This is a genomic window from Parapusillimonas granuli (genome assembly GCF_013416525.1).
In the GTDB taxonomy this organism is placed as follows: Bacteria; Pseudomonadota; Gammaproteobacteria; order Burkholderiales; family Burkholderiaceae_B; genus Parapusillimonas; species Parapusillimonas granuli.
The window spans coordinates 68897-90170 of record NZ_JACCEM010000002.1 but is presented as its reverse complement, the minus strand read 5'-3'; the positions used below and the strand labels follow the sequence as shown (position 1 = coordinate 90170).

18 protein-coding genes and 1 tRNA gene are annotated in these 21274 nt (G+C 62.0%); 12 read left to right on the top strand and 7 right to left on the bottom strand.

Annotated elements, in window-relative coordinates; all coding sequences use genetic code 11:
• Nucleotides 1-206: 206 nt before the first annotated feature.
• The gene (locus tag H0A72_RS03150; protein ID WP_180153619.1) at nucleotides 207-947 is read left to right on the top strand and encodes a TerC family protein; all 741 of its coding nucleotides are present in this window, start codon (nucleotides 207-209) and stop codon (nucleotides 945-947) included.
• A gap of 25 nt (nucleotides 948-972) precedes the next feature.
• On the opposite strand, the gene H0A72_RS03145 is transcribed toward H0A72_RS03150, so the two are convergent.
• Complete coding sequence (locus H0A72_RS03145) at nucleotides 973-1617, bottom strand: carbonic anhydrase (RefSeq protein ID WP_180153618.1); 645 nt, start codon at nucleotides 1615-1617, stop codon at nucleotides 973-975.
• A gap of 136 nt (nucleotides 1618-1753) precedes the next feature.
• On the opposite strand from H0A72_RS03145, the gene H0A72_RS03140 reads away from it, so the two are divergent.
• The 4 genes from H0A72_RS03140 to H0A72_RS03130 all read left to right on the top strand — a co-directional run bounded on the left by H0A72_RS03140 (nucleotide 1754) and on the right by H0A72_RS03130 (nucleotide 5043).
• Complete coding sequence (locus H0A72_RS03140; RefSeq protein WP_180153617.1) at nucleotides 1754-2170, top strand: VOC family protein; 417 nt, start codon at nucleotides 1754-1756, stop codon at nucleotides 2168-2170.
• Between the two features lie 105 nt (nucleotides 2171-2275).
• Nucleotides 2276-2509: a hypothetical protein gene (locus tag H0A72_RS21990; protein ID WP_184157578.1), complete on the top strand. Its 234-nt coding sequence runs from the start codon at nucleotides 2276-2278 to the stop codon at nucleotides 2507-2509.
• A gap of 296 nt (nucleotides 2510-2805) precedes the next feature.
• Complete coding sequence (locus H0A72_RS03135) at nucleotides 2806-4614, top strand: ABC transporter ATP-binding protein/permease (RefSeq protein WP_180153616.1); 1809 nt, start codon at nucleotides 2806-2808, stop codon at nucleotides 4612-4614.
• Between the two features lie 54 nt (nucleotides 4615-4668).
• Nucleotides 4669-5043: a SirB2 family protein gene (locus H0A72_RS03130; RefSeq protein ID WP_180153615.1), complete on the top strand. Its 375-nt coding sequence runs from the start codon at nucleotides 4669-4671 to the stop codon at nucleotides 5041-5043.
• A gap of 26 nt (nucleotides 5044-5069) precedes the next feature.
• Here H0A72_RS03130 and H0A72_RS03125 read toward each other — a convergent pair whose 3' ends face one another.
• Complete coding sequence (locus H0A72_RS03125) at nucleotides 5070-6137, bottom strand: YeiH family protein (RefSeq protein WP_180153614.1); 1068 nt, start codon at nucleotides 6135-6137, stop codon at nucleotides 5070-5072.
• A 97-nt stretch (nucleotides 6138-6234) separates the two neighbouring features.
• On the opposite strand from H0A72_RS03125, the gene H0A72_RS03120 reads away from it, so the two are divergent.
• Nucleotides 6235-7137 (top strand): LysR substrate-binding domain-containing protein, encoded by a 903-nt coding sequence (locus H0A72_RS03120; protein ID WP_180153613.1) that lies wholly within the window; start codon nucleotides 6235-6237, stop codon nucleotides 7135-7137.
• Nucleotides 7138-7174: 37 nt separating this feature from the next.
• On the top strand, nucleotides 7175-8371 hold the full coding sequence (locus H0A72_RS03115) for a DUF3734 domain-containing protein (protein WP_180153612.1): 1197 nt from the start codon (nucleotides 7175-7177) through the stop codon (nucleotides 8369-8371).
• Nucleotides 8372-8413: 42 nt separating this feature from the next.
• On the opposite strand, the gene H0A72_RS03110 is transcribed toward H0A72_RS03115, so the two are convergent.
• Entirely contained in the window at nucleotides 8414-9349 is a 936-nt protein-coding gene (locus tag H0A72_RS03110) for a DMT family transporter (protein WP_180153611.1), read from the bottom strand.
• Between the two features lie 247 nt (nucleotides 9350-9596).
• Here H0A72_RS03110 and H0A72_RS03105 point away from each other — a divergent pair.
• From H0A72_RS03105 to H0A72_RS03090, 4 genes are all read left to right on the top strand, one after another.
• Nucleotides 9597-9672, top strand: a tRNA-Asn gene (locus H0A72_RS03105).
• Nucleotides 9673-10110: 438 nt separating this feature from the next.
• Complete coding sequence (locus H0A72_RS03100; protein ID WP_281389229.1) at nucleotides 10111-10992, top strand: LysR family transcriptional regulator; 882 nt, start codon at nucleotides 10111-10113, stop codon at nucleotides 10990-10992.
• A gap of 369 nt (nucleotides 10993-11361) precedes the next feature.
• A complete protein-coding gene (locus H0A72_RS03095; protein ID WP_180153609.1) occupies nucleotides 11362-12309 on the top strand; it encodes a hydroxyacid dehydrogenase in 948 nt (315 codons plus the stop codon).
• A 38-nt stretch (nucleotides 12310-12347) separates the two neighbouring features.
• Nucleotides 12348-13325, top strand: coding sequence for a Bug family tripartite tricarboxylate transporter substrate binding protein (locus H0A72_RS03090; RefSeq protein ID WP_180153608.1), 978 nt, complete (start codon nucleotides 12348-12350; stop codon nucleotides 13323-13325).
• 147 nt (nucleotides 13326-13472) lie between these two features.
• On the opposite strand, the gene H0A72_RS03085 is transcribed toward H0A72_RS03090, so the two are convergent.
• Nucleotides 13473-14264, bottom strand: coding sequence for an AraC family transcriptional regulator (locus H0A72_RS03085; protein ID WP_180153607.1), 792 nt, complete (start codon nucleotides 14262-14264; stop codon nucleotides 13473-13475).
• Between the two features lie 158 nt (nucleotides 14265-14422).
• Between H0A72_RS03085 and H0A72_RS03080 the strand changes: the two genes are divergently transcribed.
• On the top strand, nucleotides 14423-15652 hold the full coding sequence (locus H0A72_RS03080; RefSeq protein ID WP_180153606.1) for an MFS transporter: 1230 nt from the start codon (nucleotides 14423-14425) through the stop codon (nucleotides 15650-15652).
• Between the two features lie 148 nt (nucleotides 15653-15800).
• On the opposite strand, the gene H0A72_RS03075 is transcribed toward H0A72_RS03080, so the two are convergent.
• The 3 genes from H0A72_RS03075 to H0A72_RS22405 form a co-directional block, all read right to left on the bottom strand.
• Entirely contained in the window at nucleotides 15801-16961 is a 1161-nt protein-coding gene (locus H0A72_RS03075; RefSeq protein WP_425502462.1) for a flavin monoamine oxidase family protein, read from the bottom strand.
• A complete protein-coding gene (locus H0A72_RS03070) occupies nucleotides 16958-17671 on the bottom strand; it encodes a cupin domain-containing protein (protein WP_180153605.1) in 714 nt (237 codons plus the stop codon). The genes H0A72_RS03075 and H0A72_RS03070 overlap by 4 nt, the downstream gene beginning before the upstream one ends.
• Nucleotides 17672-17926: 255 nt before the next feature.
• A complete protein-coding gene (locus H0A72_RS22405) occupies nucleotides 17927-21205 on the bottom strand; it encodes a hypothetical protein (protein ID WP_180153604.1) in 3279 nt (1092 codons plus the stop codon).
• Nucleotides 21206-21274 lie beyond the last annotated feature (69 nt).

Here is a 21274-nt window from a genome sequence, read left to right as displayed (position 1 = left end):
AAATGGTAAATCTTTGCCACGTCCATGTATAGCCTGGAACCGCCCATCGTCCCCGGTACTATATAGTCGAATGACCACGACGGGAGTGCCGGTATTAAATGCTTGTGGAAAGTTTTATTTAGAATCAGACCAGGATGGCGGCTTTGCCCGGCCGGGCTTTTCCTGTCGGCGGCGCCTGCGTTTCTTTTTTCGGACTGGCTGATCTTATGCTTGAAGTGATCGAGACGCTCCATTGGGGCGCCGTATTTCAAATAATTCTGATCGACATCTTGCTGGGCGGGGACAATGCCGTGGTCATTGCGCTCGCCTGCCGCAACCTGCCGGCCAGCCAAAGAATGAAAGGCATACTGTGGGGCACCGCGGGGGCCATCGTGCTGCGCGTCCTGCTGATCGCGTTTGCGCTCGCCTTGCTGGACATCCCCTTCCTGAAGGTGGTGGGCTGCGGCCTGCTGGTGTGGATAGGCATCAAGCTGCTGGCGCCGGAGGAAGACGGGCACGGCAATATTACCGGCGGCACCTCGGTGTGGTCCGCCGTCAAGACCATCATCATCGCCGACTTCGCGATGAGCCTGGACAACGTCATAGCGATCGCCGGCGCGGCCCAGAACGCGCACGTCGACCATCAGCTTTACTACGTGATCTTCGGGCTGTGCGTCAGCGTGCCCATCATCGTCTGGGGCAGCACCCTGGTCCTCAAGCTCATCGACCGCTTCCCCGTGGTGGTCACCTTCGGCGCCGGCCTGCTGGGCTGGATCGCCGGCGGCATGCTGATCACCGACGTCTTCGTCATCGAGCGCTTCGGCGCGCCCGGCCCCATGCTCAAGCTGGCCGCCGAAGTGGCGGGCGCCCTGGCCGTGGTCGCCATCGGGAAATGGCTGGCCCTGCGCCGCAGCCGCAGCCCGCAAGCCGGCGAAGAGTCCGCATCCACCAGCGGGGTCTCTGAATAGGGGCGGGGCTTGAATCGGGCGTGGCTTATGCCACGTCGTCGCGATAGGGCAGAAATTCCTTGGTTTCCGGGTCGCGTATGAAGAGCACCCCGGTGCTGATGCCGAAATAGGCGCCATGCAGCGTCAGCGTTCCTTTCTCGACTTCTTCGCGCACCGCCGGAAAAGTCATCAGGTTTTCCAGGCTGTATTCCACCACCGCCCACTCGAGTTGGCGTATCCAGCTCTGGCGGTCGGCGCCCGGGGGGCCCACGCGGTCGGCCACGGGGGCGATCTGCGACATCCACTTGCCGATGAAATCGCGCTTGGTCAGCGGCGCGCTTTTATTGGCGAAAGCCGCCACGCCGCCGCAGCTGGCATGCCCCAGCACCACGATGTGCTTGACCTTCAGGGCATTTACCGCGAACTCGATCGCTGCGCTGGTGCCGTGGAAGGAGGTCTGGGTGTCCGGCTCACACGGGGGGACGAGATTGGCGATATTGCGTATGACGAAGATCTCGCCTGGACCGGCATCGAAGATGATCTCGGGCGCGACCCGCGAATCGCCGCAGCCGATGACCATGATTTCCGGGTGCTGCCCGGATTCGGCCAGGTCCTGATAGCGTTGCCGTTCCCGGCATAGCCGGCCGTCTAGAAAAGCTTGGTATCCGTCATACAGCCTTGCTGGAAACACTCTGATTCCTTTTGAATGGGTAAACCAGGAAATTTTACGCCTGTCAACGGCATGCTGACAACGACCCGGGTCCCGGCGGGCGGCCGGCCTCGTACCGATGGTATATTTTTCGCTCGATCGTTCAAGGGAAAATGCCATGCAGCCAAGGGTCAATTTCATTACGCTCGGGGTGGACGACCTGGACAGGTCGCTGCGCTTTTACCGCGACGGCCTCGGGTTCGAGACCAAGGGCGTCGTCGGCGGCGAGTTCGAGCATGGGGCGGTGGTCTTCATGGACCTGCAGCCCGGCCTGCGCCTGGCGCTCTGGCCGCGCGCCAGCATCGCGCATGAAACCGGCCTGCCGCCGGGAAAGCCGTCCGCGACGGAGATGATGCTTGCGCACAATGTCTCATCCAGGGCCGAGGTGGACGACGTGATGCGCCAGGCCGAGGGCGCGGGGGCGAACATTCTGAGGCCCGCCCACGAAACCTTCTGGGGCGGCTATGCCGGCTACTTCCAGGACCCGGACGGCCACGTGTGGGAGGCCGTCTGGAATCCGGCATGGAAACCCTGAGGCCGCGGCGTCTTGCGCCGAGGGCTTGCGCTTTGCAACGATATGAAGCACTCGGAAGTCCGGTGCCGAACTATGATGCGTTGCTGTGGTTTCGGTAGGGGCAAAATGTCTATTCGAATTTTAAGCCGGTGCGGCATTGCGATTTTTGTCGTGGCGATTGCCGCGGGGTGTTCCATGATGGGGGCGGAGACGCCGGCCCGCGGCGATGAGTGCAGGTGGAATCGCAGCGCTTGCCTTTATGAAGGGGCGTATGAGCCGGGCGAGCGGGACTACGCCGAGCATGAGGCGGCGCGGTTGAATCAGGCCGCGGTCGAGAAGCTGCGTCGCGGTGCTAGGTGATGTTGCTGCTTTGTCTTCGGGTCGTGGAGCATGGCTTGCTTGGTGTGTGATCCATCAGGTCATGGAACAGGGCCTGCTTGGCGTATCGGGGCGGCGGGCGATTATGCGCAGGCGCCCCCCCAAGAACCAGCCCGCCACTGAGCCAAGCCCAGCCTCAATTCTCGGCGTCTTGCAGGCCGCGTCAAGAACTCAACAATAACGGCGCAACAACCACCCCCACTCTCTCACCTAGCGCGCCGGCAACATTTCCAGCAGAATGCGATCTTTCCGATTTTCACGCGATACACGGAGCATCGATGGACTGGAACAACGCATTGCTGGACAGCGGCATCTGGCTGGCGAAAGCCTACGTGGTGACCATCGCGACAGCAACCGCCCTGGTGTGGCTGCTGTCCCGGCGCACCAACTGGGGCAGGCAATTCAGCGCACTGGCGGCCGGCTACTTCTCGCCGCGCCGCGACTGGCGGCCCCTGGCCACCCTCGCGCTCATTCTCTTCCTGACATTGTGCGCCGTCCGGCTCGACGTCCTGTTCTCGGACTGGAACAACACCATGTATACCTCACTGCAGGAACTGGACCAAGCCGGCTTCTGGATGGCCATGCTCCTGTTCGCCGTGCTCGCCACCGTCCACATCCTGCGCTCCCTGCTCGACTACTACGTGCAGCAGGCCTTCACCATACGCTGGCGCGAATGGCTCAACGAAAAGCTGCTGAGCCAATGGCTCGACAAGCAAAGCTACTACCGCAGCCAGTATCTCGACACCGTCATAGACAACCCCGACCAGCGCATACAGCAAGACATCACCGTCTTCGTGCAGATGACGCTGAGCCTGTCCATGGGCGTGGTGAACGCCCTGGTGTCCACGGTCGCCTTCACCATCATCCTCTGGAATCTGTCCGGCCCGCTCTCCGTCTTCGGCGCCGAGATTCCGCGCGGCATGGTGTTCCTGGTGTTTCTTTACGTCCTGGTGGCCACCATCTTCGCCGTCAGGATCGGCCGGCCGCTCATCATGCTCAACTTCCTGAACGAACGCTTCAACGCGGACTACCGCTACGCCCTGGTCCGCCTGCGCGAATACTCCGAAAGCATCGCCTTCTATGCCGGCGAGAAAGTGGAAGGCGCGCTCCTGCGCAGCCGCTTCGCCCAAGTCATCGGCAACGCCTGGGCGATCGTGTATCGCTCATTGAAATTCCTGGGCTTCAATTTTTCGATCACCCAGGCCGCGGTCGTCTTCCCCCTCATCATTCAAGCGCAGCGATTCTTTTCCAAGCAGATCAGCCTGGGCGACCTGATGCAGACCGCGCAGGCCTTCGGGCGCCTGCAGGACAACCTGTCTTTCTTTCGCAATGCCTACGACGACTTCGCCACCTACCGCGCCACGCTGAACCGGCTGAGCGGCTTCACGCGCGCCATCCGGGAAGCGCAGGCATTGCCCGAGCCCGAGCTGCGGTCCGACGGCGGCCGGCTCGCGCTGGAAGGGCTGACGGTGAAGACGCCCAACGGCCGCCTGCTGCTGGACAAGCTGAAAATGGAGATCGAGCCGGGCAAGCCGCTGCTCATACGCGGCCCGTCGGGCTCCGGCAAGACGACCTTGCTGCGGGCCATCGCCGGCCTGTGGCCGTATTGCGACGGAGTGGTGGTCCGGCCCGAGCGCGATGTGCTGTTCCTGGCGCAGAAGCCCTACCTGCCGCTGGGCAGCCTGCGCGAGGCCTTGCACTACCCGCAGACCGTACCGCAAGAATCCGCCGCGGGCGGGGCGGACGCGCCGGCCGTCGCCGTGCTGAAGCTGGTCCAGCTCGGGCACCTGGCGGACAAGCTGGATGAAACGGCCGACTGGGCCCGCATCCTGTCGCTGGGCGAACAGCAGCGCCTGGCCTTCGGCCGCCTGCTGCTTGCGCGGCCGCTGGCCGCTTTCCTGGACGAAGCCACCTCGGCCATGGACGAAGGCCTGGAGGACGCCATGTACCGGCTGGTGCGCGAACGGTTGCCGGACACCATACTGGTCAGCGTCGGCCACCGCGGCACGCTCCTGGCGCATCATGCACGGCAGCTGGTCCTGAAGGGGAATAACACCGGCGCCTGGGAGGTCACCGCCGCTGTCTGAGGGCTCGAGCTGCTACGATAGCGCCTGCGATTCACCAACCAGCCTTTCCCGTATATGGATTACCTACTCATCAAGCATGTGCACATGACGGCCGCGGGCCTGAGCATCGTGTTCTTCCTGGTCCGCGCCTTCTGGTCCATCCAGGGCTCCGCCTTGTTGCAGAACAGGCTGGTCAAGACGCTGCCCCATGTCATCGACACCGTGCTGCTGCTCGCGGGCGTCACGCTGGCGGCCATGATCGGCCCGGAACAGCCCTGGATCCTGGTCAAAATCATTGCGCTGCTCGCCTACATCGGCGTGGGCACCATTGCCATCAAGCGCGGCAAGACGCGCACGGCGCGCGCCACCGCGGCGCTGGTCGCCGTGGCGATCTTTGCTTATATCGTGGGCGTTGCAATGACCAAGAGCGCGCTGTCCTGGTGGGCGTGAAGGCCGACAGCGCGGCCTGTTGAGCCTTACCAGGCGCCCATCGCCCCTTGCACCGCAAGGCTGCTGCCCGCGACGGCCACCCATACTCCCAGGCCCAGCAGGATGGGGCGCATGCCGGCCGTCACCATGCGCCGCAGGTCGGACGACAGGCCGACGGCGGTCAGGGCGACGACGATCAGGAACTGGGCCAGCAAATGCAGGCCGGACGTGATCGGCGCGGGGATGAGCCCCGTCGAACGCAATGCCGCGGCGACCAGGAACCACAGGATGAACCACGGGAAAATGCGGGCGAGGCTGAAGTTGCTGCCGCTTTGCTTTTTCTCGCGCCAGGCGACCAGCAGCGCCAGCACCAGGCAGATCGGGATGATGAGGGTGGCGCGCGTGAGCTTGACGATCGTGGCGTAGTCGCCCGCCGCCACGCTGTAGCTATAGCCCGCCGCCACGACCGACGAGGTGTCGTTGATGGCGGTGCCGGCCCACATGCCGAAGCCTTCGTCCGACATGCCCAGCCAATGGCCCAGCACCGGGAAGGCCAGCACGGCGACGATGTTGAAGATGAAGATGGTGGAGATCGCGAACGCGGTCTCGTGCTCTTCCGGCTTGATGATGGGAGTCACGGCCGCGATGGCCGAACCGCCGCAGATGGCCGTGCCCACGCCGATCAGCGTCTTCAGCTTCGAAGGAATGCCCAGCCATTTGCCCAGCAGCCAGGCCGACAGAAACGCCACCGCCAGCGTGACCAGGGTGACCCATAGCGACTCCAGCCCGGTCTTGGCGACTTGCTGCAGGCTCAGGCCGAAGCCCAGCGCGATGATGGACCATTGCAGTATCTGCTTGGAGGCGAATTGCAGGCCGGGCCGGAAAAGCGGGCCGACGCCCACGGTGTTGCGTATGGCGATTCCCAGCACAATGCCGAATACCGGCCCCCCGATGATGGGCATCCACCGGCCCAGCATCATCGCAAAAATACCCACCACCACCGCCAGCGCCAGGCCGTACAAGGGGGAGGGGTTGCGGGGCAGGCTGTGCTTGCGCTGCGCCGCCGACGCGGAAGAAGCCGTTGCGGAAATGGCGGAAGAGGACTGGGCCGTCATGTGTGGGAGCCTATTTGAAAATAACCGTGGGTTATTTTAGGAATCGGCCTACAATAAATAAATTCACTAATTTTTATTTGGTCTATAAAGCCGATTTATGCTGGGCATCACCGTCCGACAACTGGAGATCTTCGTGGCCGTGGCCTCCGCGGGGACGGTCAGCGCGGCCGCGCAGCGCCTTTTCCTGACCCAGCCCGCCGTCAGCATGGCCCTGGCCGAGCTCGAACGGCAGCTGAATGCGCAGCTGTTCGACCGCGATCGCGGCCGCCTGCACCTCAGCCCGCGCGGACGGGAGCTGCTGCCGGCCGCCCAGGAAGTGCTCGAACGCATACAGGAAATGCAGCACCAGGCCGACCACCCCGTCACCCTGACCGGCGAATTGAGGGTGGGCGCGAGCAATACCGTGGGCAATTACCTGGTCGGCGACCTGCTCGGCCCCTTCGTCAACCGGCATCCGGAAGTCTCGCTGCAGGTCAGCGTCGACAACACCGAATCCATCATCGCCGGCCTGCTCGGCCACAGCCTCGACGTAGGCTGCGTCGAGGGGCCGGTCAATCATCATCAATTGGAAACCCTGCACTGGCGCGACGACGCGCTGGTCGTCTGCGCCGCCCCGGCCGACCCGCTCGCCCGGCAGGCGACGCTGAAGCCCAGGCATTTCAAGGACGCCAAGTGGATATTGCGCGAGCACGGCTCGGCCATGCGCGCCCAGGCGGAACTGGCGCTCGGCTCCCTGCCGCCGGGCAAGATACTTTTGGAGCTGGGCCAGGTGGAAGCCATCAAGCAGGCGGTGATCGCCGGCATGGGCATCGCCTGCCTGCCCCGCGCCGCCGTGACGGAATCGGTCTCCACCGGCAGGCTGGTCGTTCTGCACACGCCTTTCCTGAACCTGCATCGGCGGCTGTCGCTGGTGCTGCACAAGTCCCGGTACCGCGGCGTGCTCATCGAGGCTTTCGTGGCAAGCCTGGCGCCTTCCGGCGATAGAATGAGTCCCGCATGAACGCATTCGCATCCCCCCACTTCAAGGAACGCCCGCAATGAACAGCGTAGACCGCCTGCCGCAAATCGTACTGCCGCCTTACGAGACCATCGCGCTCGTGCTGCAGGGCGGCGGGGCGCTGGGCGCCTACCAGGCCGGCGTATTCCAGGGCCTGCACGAAGCGGGCATCGAACTGCATTGCCTGTCCGGCATATCCATCGGTGCGCTGAACACGGCCATCATCGCCGGCAACCCGCCCCACCGGCGCGTGGAGCGCCTGCTGGAATTCTGGGAAACGATTTGCCAGCCCACCGTGGGCCCGCCTTTGCCGCCCTTCATCGAGCAGACGCTGTTCAACATCAACGATACCGTGCGCCAGGCCATGAGCGCCGCGCAGGCCGGCCGCGCGCTGGTCTACGGCCAGAACGGCTTCTTCCGCCCGCGTTTTCCGCCGCCGCCGTCCATCCTGCCCGGCGACCCGGCCACCGCCAGCTACTACGACACCGCCGCCCTGAAAAGAACGCTCGAAGAATTATGCGACTTCGACCTGATCAATTCAGGCGCCATGCGGGTGTCCGTGGGCGCGGTCAACGTGCGCAGCGGCAACTTCGTCTATTTCGACAACAGCGAGATACGGCTGCGCGCGGAACACTTCATGGCCTCGGGCGCCTTGCCTCCGGCCTTCGCCGCGGTGGAAATCGACGGCGAGCGCTACTGGGACGGCGGGCTGGTGTCCAACACGCCGCTCGCCCAGGTCTTGGACACCCGGCCGCAGAAAGACACCCTGGTTTTCCAGGTCGACCTCTGGAGCGCCCGCGGCGCCCCGCCCACCAACATGAGCGAGGTCTCCGACCGCATGAAGGACATCCGGTATTCCAGCCGCACCCGCATGATCACCGAGCGCTTGCGCTGGGACCAGTACGTCCGGCACGTCATCCAGCACGTGCTGGACAAAGTCCCCGAAGACGTCCGCGCCGGCGATCCTTATTGCCTCATGGCCCAGGAACTGGCTTGCGCCAAGCGGTACAACGTCATCCATCTGATCTACCGCAACCGTCCCTACGAGAAACACTACAAGGATTTCCAGTTCGGCCTGAGCACCATGCGCGAGCACTGGTCCAGCGGGCTGCAGGACATCCGCCGGACGCTGGCCGATCCGTCGCGCCTGGCCATGCCCGACGACGCGTCCGGCTTCGTCACGCACGACGTCCATCGGGAAGAAATAGAGCGCCTCATGGGAAAAGAGGCAAGATAGCGAGCCGGGCGGGCTCGCCCGGGAGCCTGGCCGGCGCCGCCGTCAGGCCCGCCGCATGCGTGCCAGCACCACGGCACCGGCCAGGGTGAAGGCGGTGCCCACCAGCTGCAGCGCGGTGATGGGCTCGTCCAGCAGCCAGCCGGCAAGAAACAGCACCGACACCGGCCCCAGCAGGCCCAGCTGGGCCGTCGTGGGCGCGCCTATCCTTGCCACCGCCCACATGGTGATGAAAGTGGGCACCACCGTATGGACGACGGCATGGAGCGCGGACAGCCAGTAGACCGGGGCCGGCTGCGCCAGTCCCTGCAGCCCCTTGAACGCCAGGAAATGCGCAATGCTGAAGCCGGCCGATACCGACATGGCATAGGCGACCAGGCGGGTCGCCCCCACGCGCTGGATGATCACGCCCGAGGAAATCAGATAGACGGCATAGCTCAAGGCCGAGCCCATGACGAAGGCCGACCCCAGCATGACGCGGTCGCCGCTCAGCGACAGGTCCTGGAAGAAGACGAAGACGACGCCCAGGTACGACAGCGCCAGCGCCACCCACTGCCCGCGCGAGATGGCCTGTTTCAGGTACAGCGCGGACAGCAGCAGCACGAAGGTGGGGGAAAGAAACAGGATCAGGCGCTCCAGGCCCGCCGAGATGTATTCCAGCCCCAGGAAGTCCAGGTAGCTGGAAAGGTAGTATCCCAGGAAGCCCAGAAACACGATTTGCAGGCTTTCCCGCCAGTTCAGGCGGGCAAGCCTGCCGCGCCTGGCCATGCGGGCCTGCATATAGCCCACCAGGGCGAAGAAGGGCAGGGACAGCAGCATGCGAAAACCGATGACGGTCAGGGCGTCCACGCCGTATCGGTACGTCAGCTTGGCCACGATGGCCTTGGCCGAAAACAGCACGGCGCCCAGCCCGGCGAATACGAAGCCCAGCCAGAACTCTTTGCGTCGCGCCTTGGCGCCGCCGCTGGATGAGGTTGACATAGATGAGGATGGTTGAAGGAAAAGGGCGGACGATGGGCCGGCCCGGGACGGCAAGGCGCTATTTTGCCCGATATGCGACCAGGCTGGCAAAACGGCGGCGCCAGGCCCGCTTTGCGCGCGCCGGTACGCTATAATGCCTGCCGCCCTGGCAAGACGGCAGTGCAGGGCGGCGCAGGCGGCGCGGAGTTCTTTCAGCCTTGCTTGCGCAGCATGAATTTTTTATGCTATAGTCTTGCTTCTTTGATGTTCCCCGATAGCTCAGTCGGTAGAGCGACGGACTGTTAATCCGCAGGTCACAGGTTCGAGCCCTGTTCGGGGAGCCAACAAATACCGAAAGAAATCAAGCCCTTACCGTGATTTTTCACCGTAAGGGCTTTTTCTTATCTGCGGCTCGTGCCCGATCCGTGTCCGAAATTTCCGGTGCGAGAACCAAAGTGGCGATCACGGCAGACACGGCAATGGCGGGTTGGGTCTTGGCATATCGATCATGCAGCCCGTCGCTGAACGGTTCAAAAGGGATTCTGATTCTAAGGCCTAGGCAGGGAGGAGGCTTGGTAGCGGAATTTGTATTCCCACATGATGTGCCAACACAGGAGCCATGACTTCCGTCGCGAAATACATAACATGTGTCTTCGCGTCATGATACGCACGCTTCTGAAGGTTCTAAGCATTAACGGCATGTGGGCGGTGTTCTACTGGCCTTCACCAGCCTGGAAATGCTAAGTTAGGAACAATAATCAAACTCGCCTTCTTCATCGCATATGCAAAGTCGCTCATTGCGCGCTTTCTTGGCGCTTCACCAGTTCGGCACGGTGGCGGCCGCGGCCCGGGCGGTCCACTTATCGCCAGCTGCTGTAAGCGTTCAGCTGCGTAATCTTGAAGACGAACTTGACGTCGAATTATTCATCCGCACCGGGCGCTCAATATCTTTGAATGATCGAGCGCACCAGCTCGTGCCCTTGGCAAGACGGATGCTGGACCTACAGTCTGAAATGGCGTCGCTGGGAAACTCCAGGAGTTTGAAAGGCAAGATGGCTCTGGGAATAATTACAAGCACATTGACTGGAGGCTTGCCTGGAGTATTGAAACGTCTTGGAGCGGAACATCCTCAGCTGGAACTGCGGATTACGGCGAAGAGATCCCCCGATCTGGCAACGTTGGTCGAAGCAGGTTTATTAGACGCAGCGATCATATCGAGGCCTCCGCCAAATATTCCAACATCACTCTGCTTCCAAGCGTTGTACAGGGAACCGTTGGCCTTAGTCATGAGCGCGCAGCGAAACTTCACCAATATCAAAGATGCATTGGAAGAGCAACCATATATTGCCTTTGATAAAACAACATGGATAGGCAAACAGATCGAGTCTTTTATCGAGACCAGCGGGCTATCCGTCCGCCCCGTCATGGAGCTCGACTCCCATGACGCTGTCTTATCGATAGTTCGGCACGATATAGGAGTGACTATCCTTCCCGTGCTGAAAGGGCACCCACGGAAAGACCCCTCGCTGAGATTCATGGATTTGCCCAGCATACACCGGGAAGTATGCCTTGCCGTCAGGCACGCAAATAAAGACAGCAGGGCGACGCAAGTTCTGGTGAATTATTTCAGAGAGTTTGGCAATTCCGCGCCGCTCACGAAGTAAACCTATACGCATCCTCAGATTGGAAACGCAGTTTCTCCGCGCATTGCGAGCGTAAAGCTTTCTAGCGGCCGGAGACTTTCCTGCCTCTCCAATGGCGATGAAGCAGCTGTCAGTTCAGTGGCCTTGATGGTTTTAGCATCGAAATAACCGATGCTGGGCGGAAGAAAATTTAGCTTTTTCTATGGCTCATGGTTCTCTACCATAGCAGCAGCCATCGGTTGGGTGTACCCAACAACAATATATCGGCGCCATAAACAAAGGGTTGAGAGACAGGGACGGCTTACTGCCCTGCATGCCACCGCAGTTTCCCTCCGGTCCAGCCAAGCGGCAGATGGCGTGGCAATGAATCAAGCCATGGCACATCGTTAAATGCGTCTTCAGAAGGAGATATTCTTGAAAATCGTCGTGACCGAATTCATGGAAGCCGCTGCAATCGAGCGGCTGCGGGCGAAAGCCGACATTACCTACGATCCGCAACTGGTCAACGACCTGCCTCGCATGCTTGGAGAAGCCGCCAAGTGCGACGCCATCATCGTACGAAATCGCACACAGGTGCGTGGTGAACTTCTGGCGTCGCTCAAGCGCTGCAAAGTGGTAGGGCGGCTTGGTGTCGGCCTGGATAACGTTGACGTCGATGGCTGCAAGAAGCAAGGTATCCGGGTCATTCCCGCCATTGGCGCAAATGCAAACAGCGTCGCCGAATACGTTATCGCAACAGCGATGCTGTTGTTGCGAGGATCCTACACGTCCACGGCGAAGGTTGCCGCGGGATGCTGGCCACGTGATGCACTGTCGCACGGCCGGGAGCTTGCTGGCAAAAGACTTGGCCTGCTCGGCTTTGGCTCGATTGGACAGTTGACCGCGCGGCTCGCTACAGCAATGGGCATGTCTGTATCGGCGTTTGACCCGGCATTGACGGACGATGACACGATATTTACAGAACTGGGCGTCATCCCTTCGGATTTGGAAGGCTTGCTCGCCGAGTCGGATGTAGTCAGTCTGCATATGCCTCTGGTCGACTCTACTCGCAATCTATTCAATGAAGACCGCATTAAGGCCATGAAGCCGGGAGCGGTGCTGATCAATACGGCGCGTGGCGGCATTGTCGATGAGCCGGCCATTGCGGCTGCTCTACGCAACGGCCGGCTTGGAGGCGTTGCGCTTGACGTCTTCGCCCAAGAGCCGCTTACCGTAGCGCCGCACTTTCAAGATTGTCCCAACCTCATCCTGACCCCGCATACCGCCGGCTTGACGATCGAGTCCAACCAACGCGTGGGCAACCTCATCGCGGAGAAAATTCTCGAAGCTCTGGAGTGATCCCGAGTCATCACTACGCAAACCACAAGGAGATAAAGATGATTACGAGAAGAATGTTGCTTGCGTCGGCCCTTGCACTGACCGCCATTGCACCTGCAGCAAGCGCACAAGCTGCCGACTACCTAAAAGCAGGCAGCGTTTTGCGCTACGTTGTTCCCTTCCCGCCCGGCGGCTTGACCGATGTCATGGCACGCCTTGTCGGCCAGCAACTAGGCGAACGCTTGAAAGTCACCGTAGTCGTGGAGAACAAGCCAGGCGGTGGCGCGATGATCGGAGCGGAACAGGTATCACGCGCCACTCCCGATGGCAACACTTTACTGGCGATCACGATGACACATTCGGTGAATGCAACGCTGCTGCGTCAGAAAACGAGATTCGACATAACCAAGGATCTGAAGCCGGTCGCCCTACTGGCCTCCACGCCCATACTCGTCGTCGTACCCGCCAATAGCAGTATTCACTCGCTGGACGACTTGGTCGCAGCGGCGAAATCCAAAGAGTTGAATGCGGGGTCGAGCGGCGTCGGCACGCCATCGCACTTGTCGCTGGCCTTGTTCAATCAGCTCAACGGCACGAATATCATGCATATACCCTACAGCGGAGGTTCGCCATCGCTTACTGACCTGATAGGAGGACAGATCGATGTGATCTTCAGCAACTATGCCGAGTCTCTGCCTCATGTGCAATCAGGCAAGTTACGCGCCATCGCGATCGCAAGCGCAAAGCGCAACCCACAGGTACCCGACGTACCGACCTCGGCTGAGGCCGGCATGCCGGGTTTGAACGTTGAACAATGGACCGCGGTGATGCTGCCTGGCGCGACGCCTGATGCCGTTGTTCAACGGCTGGGTAAGGAACTCGTGGATATCATGGCCCAACCGGACGTCGCCGAGAAAACCCGCTCATTGGGATTCCGAGTGGATGCACGTGGACCGAATGAGTTCACGGAGTTCTGGAAAAGCGAGGTGGAACGCTGGCGCGCGGTGATTCAAGCGGCGGGCATCTCGGCGGAATGACCCATGTGCCGCCTTGCCTTTTTGGCATGATGATCGCTGTCGTCGTGGGCTCGTTTGTGCTCACGACGACATTCACATTTGACTCCGGGTCGCGCCAATGCGCCGGCCGGTCTTGAGTGGAATGTCACCGACCTAAGACAAAGGCCGCTACACGAACGATCCTCGTGTTCGCATGTATGCCAGCGGGCTGCATTGCATTTCTGATCGAAAAGCGTATACGAATGCAGAGGTTGAGCTGTAGCCAAGCTCCAGTGCGGCGCTTGTTACATCAAAACCATTCTCAAGCAGCTCGATTGCCCGGAATGACTTAAGCCGGCGACGCCATGTGCGCAGGGTCAGGCCCGTTTCGGCAAAGAATCTTCTAGCCAGTGTCCGCCCGGACATGCCAAGTTCCATACCCCATTCATCAGGGCCGCGGGAGTCCGCCGGATTGCTGTATAGCGTTTCGCACAGCCGAAGCAGCGGCGCGCTTGTCGGCCAGGCGAGTACCGACGAAATGGGACGGATACGACGCAACTGATCCAGTATGAGTTGATACACGCGCCCGAAATAGCCGTCTGTGTCCGGAGCTTCGTGAACGGCGGCGGCTTCCACGATAAGCGCCCTGAGCAAGGGGGATACGCCAAAAATCGTCACCCCCCGCCTTGAGAGCACTCCGCCTGGGCTGTCGGCGAGCCATAGGCTGTGATACTCGGCGCCAAGAAACGAGCCCACGCTGTGCACGGACCCGGGAGGTATCCATGCGGCCTGATCTGGTGAAATGGCAAACGACTGTCCATCCGCCGCAACCATCAGTACGCCCGAAATCGCATAGACAAGCTGATTCCATTCATGGGTATGCTCGGCAAAATAATGTCGCACGGGAATTGACTGCACCCGCATCGTCATGGGAGATGGGGGCAAGACGTCCGGCGGAGCAGTAATAGTCTTCCAGTTCATGGCAAAGTCCATTTGTCGTTAATTCTACATAAATTGTCATGTTATCGATAGACCGACATCGCATCTGTACGTTGTAATGGTGCGGCACGACTCTCATCAGGATTAAGGCTCCCTCGCCGGACCCGCGCGAGAACCCCACTACATCGCCTCTATAGAAAATGACACATAGCCCGCCCTCCTCGATCAATGGCCCAGCTGCGGTTCTGCCCGCAGAGATTCAACGGGGAAACATATGGCGGCTTTCCGTCGCCCAGGCACTGGCCGGCGCGAATTCGGTGGTGGTCTACGCGACGGGTTCCATCGTCGGCAACATGCTCGCCCCGACGCCGATGCTGGCGACCCTGCCGATTTCCATCTTCGTGGTAGGCATGGCCGCATGCACGCTACCGGTCGGTGCGATCGCCAGGCGCCACGGGCGGCGTGCAGCCTTTCTATTGGGCACTGGGGCTGGTGTACTCGCAGGTTTATTGGCCTTGGCTGCGGTCATGGCGGGCTGGTTCTGGTTGTTCTGCCTGGCGACCTTCTTTGGTGGCGTTTATGCCGCCGTTGTGCTGTCCTTCCGCTTCGCCGCCGCCGATGGCGTAGAGGCGGAACGGCGTGCGCGGGCGCTGTCGCTCGTGATGGCCGGCGGCGTTGCCGCGGGGATCGTCGGGCCGCAGCTGGTGACCTGGACGATGGATCTATGGCCACCGCACATGTTCGCAGCCACATTCCTGGCACAAGCAGCGGTCGCGGCGATCTCGGCAGTCATCCTGCTTGGCGTGCGGCTGCCGGTGCCAACGGTGCAGGAGCTGGCCGGTGGACGGACGCTGAAGGAGATCGCCCTGCAGCCGCGTTTCGTCGCCGCGGTGATCTGCGGCGCCGTTTCCTACATGCTCATGAACTTCCTGATGACGGCCGCGCCGTTGGCGATGCACATGTGCGGGCACTCCCAGGAATCCGCCAATTTGGGGCTGCAGTGGCATGTCATCGCCATGTATGCGCCGAGCTTCTTTACCGGCAAGCTGATCTCGCGCTTCGGCGCCGCAAGGATGGCAGCGATGGGCCTGATTCTGATTGGCCTGTCCGCCGCCGTTGGGTTGGGCGGCATTGAGGTCATGCATTTCTGGTGGTCGCTGATCTTGCTCGGAGCGGGGTGGAACTTCGGCTTCCTGGGTGCATCGGCGCTGGTACTGGAATGCCACCGGCCCGAGGAGAAAACGCGCGTCCAGTCACTCAACGATTTCATCGTCTTCGGCCTGATGGCAATCGGATCATTCTCGTCGGGAGGGCTGCTGTCCGCCTATGGCTGGAATACCGTGCTCTGGGTGTCCTTTGCTCCGCTCGCCTTGTCGGTCGCAGCGCTTGCGCTGGCGATGCGGCGAAAAGCTCGCATTCTCGCCGAGTGAAGCGAGATGCCGATGAGGAACCGTCGATCCAACTCGCTATACCGGAGATGAGCCTCGTCATCAGAATCCATCCAGAGAACCTGCGATAAGCCGGCCGATGCCGCGCGCACCTTTTCGCACGCGGATGCCATGCGCGTGATCTCCGGCATCATCCTTTGGATCTTCTGGATGAATCAGCCTCTCGGTGCGCGCCGCTACCGCACTCACTGCGCAAGAGCGCCCGCACGCCGAGGTCGGCCGCCTCGATGGCGCCTGCGACATAGCCTGGATACCGAATCGACCATTCGCTGGCAATGCCGATGATCCGGTTACGCCACAAGCCCGATGGCACCCCGGCTGCAGGCGCGTGGCCGTGATCGGCCAGCCCGTCCATGTCATGCGGCGTTGCCGTGCAGGGGTCAGCGGCCCAGTCTTTAATGAAATCCGCCTTGAATCCTGACGCTTCGGCGCCAAATAGGCGCCGCAGTTGGGCACGGCAGTGCGTACGCAGCACATCAATGTAAACCCCGTGGCGCACGCGCGCCGCCACGCTGAAGAATCCGAACAGTGCCGCGCTGCCGCCAGGCATTGACGCGTCATGGATTTCTCCCAACGGCCCCCAGGCGCTGCGGGCTTCGCCGGAAAGTCCTTGCGTGCGCCAGAACGGCTCGTCATATAGGGCGACATACTTGGCATGCGGCGCCATCCATGTCGCCGTTTCGAGCCATTCATGCGCCACGGTGCCAGGCAATTCAGGCGAGAAGCTGATGGAGGCCGCGGCAAGGCGCGGCGGGAGGGCCAGCAGCACATGCTCCGCGCGATAGGTGATGACTTGTCCCTGGGCATCGTCGGCGTCCAACTCTATGTGAAGGCCATCGCAGCGCAGGCGCCGCACAGGCTGGCCGAGAATAAGGTTGTCCGATGCCAGGCCCGAACGTATGGCATCGATCAGTACGCCCATGCCGCCCACCAGACGCATCGAGGGCGGCGCAGAGCCATAGCCCCGCACACGTTTGGGAGCCGCATCCTGCGCATACTCGACGAGCATATCGCCATCCTCATGCTGCATGAAGCGTTCAAGGCCGAGGCTGTCGATGAGGCGGTCCAGTTGTGGCTGGTAGGCGGGCCAGAACCATGTCGGGCCAAGGTCGAAGCGGTCTTGCGGCACCCCGCTTGCGATTGGGGGCGTGGACAGGATCCGGCCGCCCCAGTCATCACGAGACTCCAGGAGCACATAGTCGTCGATACCATGATGCTCCAGCAAGCGCGCCGCGTACAGTCCGGCCAAACCTCCGCCGACGATGGCGATGCGTGCCGTCTGCATGGTCATGCCCCAACCGGCGTTTCGCCAAGGCGGCCGATCTTGAGATAAACGGTCGTCCCCTGCGCGCCGGCGACTATTCCGGGATACTGGCCGGCCGGCAGACGTATCCAGCCGCCTCGTTCATAGGACTCGCCGTCCATCACCACATTGCCGGTCAATACCAGCAGCTCGGCGCCATCCACCGCTGCGGTGAACACGGCCTCGCCAAGCGCCAGCCGCTGCAGGCTGGTCTGCTCGATGTCATCCGAGAACAGGGGACACACTTCGCGGCCTTCCTCGCTGTGCCAGGAGGCGGCGGCGCGCGTATCGATACGCACGGATTGCTGTTCCTGCGGCCGCATCTGCCGGAGCTTGACGAAAATGACCGCGCCCTCTTTGCTGGAAGGCTCATGGCCTGAGTGATCGACATGGAACGTGCCGCCGAAGCCAAAGCCGCAAGGCTCACCAATATTGTTTGGGACAAGATCCAAAAAATGCGACACATGGCGCCCGTGGCGGTCCCCATGCGGTGCATGCAGGGAGAGGTGTTCATGCCAACCGCCGGCGGTGCTTGCTGCACCCCTAATTATTCGCAATGCCGCAACCTGACGACCGGGCATGTAACCTGCCGGCAGGCCGGATGCCAGTAGGCCATGATGCTGTGGCAGTGCGCATGGGCGCAGCAGCGGACTGCGGGCAGCTACGCGCCCTGTGGGCAGTGGAACGGTTCGGGTCATGATGCAAGCCTCGGTGCTTCAGTGATAGTCGACGATCTCCGCATTGGCGGACCCTTTGGCCGCGGTGCGGATGTTAGCTTACAAACCGAAGTTTGCGCCGACCAGTCCACTGTCCGCATGGTCGCAGCAGCGGACTGCGGGCAGCTTACGCGCCCTGTGGGCAGTGGAACGGTTCGGGTCATGATGCAAGCCTCGGTGCTTCAGTGATAGTCGACGATCTCCGCATTGGCGGACCCTTTGGCCGCGGTGCGGATGTTAGCTTACAAACCGAAGGTTTGCGCCGACCAGTCCACTGTCGGAATTGACGTACACGGTGCCGACGGTTTCGATGGTTTCATTATCGTTGCCGGCACCGGTGATGTAGGCGATATAGAAGGTCGAGATAATACCTTCCAGCGGGCTGGATTTATAAAGGACGACGGCCTTTTCTCCATCCGCCAGGCCCAGCCCGCCATCGCCGGCTGTGGAGTCGATCAAGGCGGCCAGGGCGGTGGTATCGCTGCCCTGCCATAGAAAGATTTTTCCGGCGATGTCGGTTCCGCCGCTGGCGGCGCCGGCGGTCAGGTAGTCGAATGTTCCATCGACGGAATCGCCCGTTCCTTCGAGACCGCCCGTCAAGGAAACGAACCGGCTGAAATCCAGCACATCGCTACCGGCTGTGGCCCCGACAATGAAGCCCGTGATGGCATCCTGACCGTTGTCGGCGGCCGTGGATGCATAGACGACGGTATCGGAGCCGGCTGGTGCAAAGTATGAGGACAGGCCGATGGTGTCGTCGCCCGCGCCCCCGCTGATGATGTCATCGCCCTGGCTCCCGGTGATGGTGTCGTCGCCGCCGCCCCCGTTGAGCTTCATGCCCTTGGTGTAGAAGGCGGCATCGATGGTGACGCCCGTGTCCGCGCCGTTGACGGTCAGGGCGCCGTCACCTTGATCGGCAAGAGCCATGTTCACCTGGTACCCGTTTGGAATGCCTGCAAAGATGGCGTCGTCGAGCGTCAGCTTTTTCAGTCCTCCTTCGGCGATTTTCTTCGCCCGGGCCGATACGAGTGCGCTGATCACCCCTGGATCAGTCTCGCCATCGGCATCGACGGTTGCCGCTCCGTCGGCGAGCTTGCCATTGACGACGGCGAAGACCGCGGCCGTCATCAGCAGTTTGTTGCCGCCTGTGAGCGCGGGAATGCCGGTGTGGTCGGTCAAACTGGCAATGGTCGGCTTGTTTTCCGCCACGATGCCTTCACGGGTGAAGATCAGTGTGTCGTCGGCGCTTTCCGTGACGGTGATGTCGCCGGTTGCGAGATTGCCGCCGAAGGTGATGACGCCGTTGTCAAGTTCCACGGTGAACGTGGCATTCGTAATGGTGACGACATTGTTTGTGTTGAAGCCGTCCGTGGTGGCCGCGTTGCCCGAAAGGTCGCGCGCGAACCCCTGCGCAATGACCAGGGTGTCGTTGGTGCCCCCGAAGCCGGCCGTTGTTTTCAGTGCCGTGGCTTTGACGGGCGTAAGCGCGATGGTCAGGGTGCCGTCCGCCGTGACCTTGGCGGAGGCGATATCGCTTACTGCAAACGCCTGTGCCTGTGCATTATCGCCATCGATGTTCCATACCAGCCTGGTCCAGTCCAGGCGGCCCTTGATGTCGGTATCGGCGTTTTCGCCGGCTTCGAGCAGCGTGTCGAAATCCGTCCCGGTGAGCGTCAGGGCGTCGGCAGTCATGTCATAACCGGCTGCCGTGATGGTGGCGGTGGGCGCCGTGGCGTCGCTGGAAAGGAAGTCGTTGCCGTTCCTGGCGACGGTATCCTTCCAGGCGGCATACTGCGCCGGGCTGGCGGTCACGGTGATGCCGCTGCCGCTGATTTCCAGCGCCGTGAGCCTGGAGAGGTCGACGTTGCCAAGGTCGGCGCTTGCCGTGACGATGGCCTTGACCGTGGGAACAGGAGCGGGCGGCTGGGCGTTCGGGTCGGCGGCCATGTTCACGATGCCAGTCAGGCTGGTGGTGCCTATTAAACCGATAATGATGACGTGGCCGCCATTCAATATCTGTTTGCCGTCGGCCTGCGCGGCTGTCATCGTCAACGTCGGTAGGTTGGTCGGGTCGTCGGGAAGTAGCTGATACCCGTCGACATTCACCAGATTGACGTTGGTGGAAATATCGGCGGATTCAACGACATTGATGCCTAAAAAGACGCTGTCCGCGATGCCCTGTGTGTCGATATTCGAGGCATCCGCAGTGGTGAGATGCACGATCGCAGTGCCGGTTCCGGTGACGGTTTTTCCACTGAGCTCAGACGCCCGGATGGAGAGGCTGGCGGGTGATATCACTTCAAACGATGCGCCGTTGCCCATGGCGGCAGTCACGAAATCAGCGGCATTGCCCATATAGTCGGGGCGCTCCGCAGTGACGATGACCTTGGCGTTGCCGACGTTGCCGGAAAAAGCGCTGGGAGCGCCCTGACCGTCGCCGGTGAGGATGAAGCTCGCCGTGGCGGTGGCCGCTACGATTTTCGACAGATCGGCATTCAGCGTCGACTCCAGTCCGCTGATCGCCACGGTTCCATCGCCATCGACGCTCATGCCGGTGACTTGCGCGGCGGTGGCGGCGAGGGTCTGGCCACTGGCGACGGTGATCTTGGTGGCTGTGCCCAGATCGACCGTCGTCGCTGCCGGAACGCCGCCCCGGGAAAAGGTGGCGACCGTGCCGCTGGTGATGAAGGAAATGTCGCCGCTGCCATCGGCGAAGGTAACGACGCCGCTCTCGACCGTCACTTTGAACGGTTCAGAAGGGGCGCCGCCGCCACCTCCGCCCGGCGTGGGGAAGGGCGGTGCCGGCGCCACCGGCTCGAAGGTATCCGGCAGCTCGGTATCGGGCGGCACCGCCACCGACGGCGGTATCACCAGCTTGGTGCCCGCCGGCGGTGTGAAGTCGGTCGGGATCGGAGTGTTCGCGGGGGGCGCCCAGCCTGCCGGCGGCTGGAAGCCGGGCAGGAACGGCGCCACTTCCTGCACGCGTTCCAGTGCATCCTGGAAATTGCCGGAGTCGATGGCGGCCTGGAACCGGGGATCGTTGGCGAAGACGCCCAGGTTCAGGCCGTTGCCCAGGTCGCGGCCTTCGGCGGCGCCGTATTGCAGCAGGTGGCCCAGCACGGACATGCCGGCCTGCGCGGCTTCGGCCACGTCCGGGTTCGCGTTCGCGTATGCCCCCAGGTCGATGAAGGGGTTGATCCGCCGCGGTTCGCCCTGGCCGAACAACAGAAAGTGCTCCACCGCGCCGATGTGCCCGGCGGCGACGGCTTCGGCCACGTCCGGATTTTGCGCCAGATAGAAGCCCGTATCGAACAGGGCCAGCGGCGAACGGTCTTCGCCGGCGCCGTATTGCGTGAAGTGATCGTAGGCCGTGGTCAGCCCGGCCGCGACGGCCGCGGCCACGTCCGGGTTGCCGGCCAGGTAGTCCTGCGGATTGAACAGCGGGCCGGGCGCCCGGCCTTCGGCCTTGCCATATGACAGGAAGTGCTGCTCGGCGGGGATGAGGCTGGCGGCCACGTCGGGATTCCGCGCCAGATACCAGTCGGCGTTGAACAGGCTGAAGTAAGTGGAATGAGCCATGGTTTT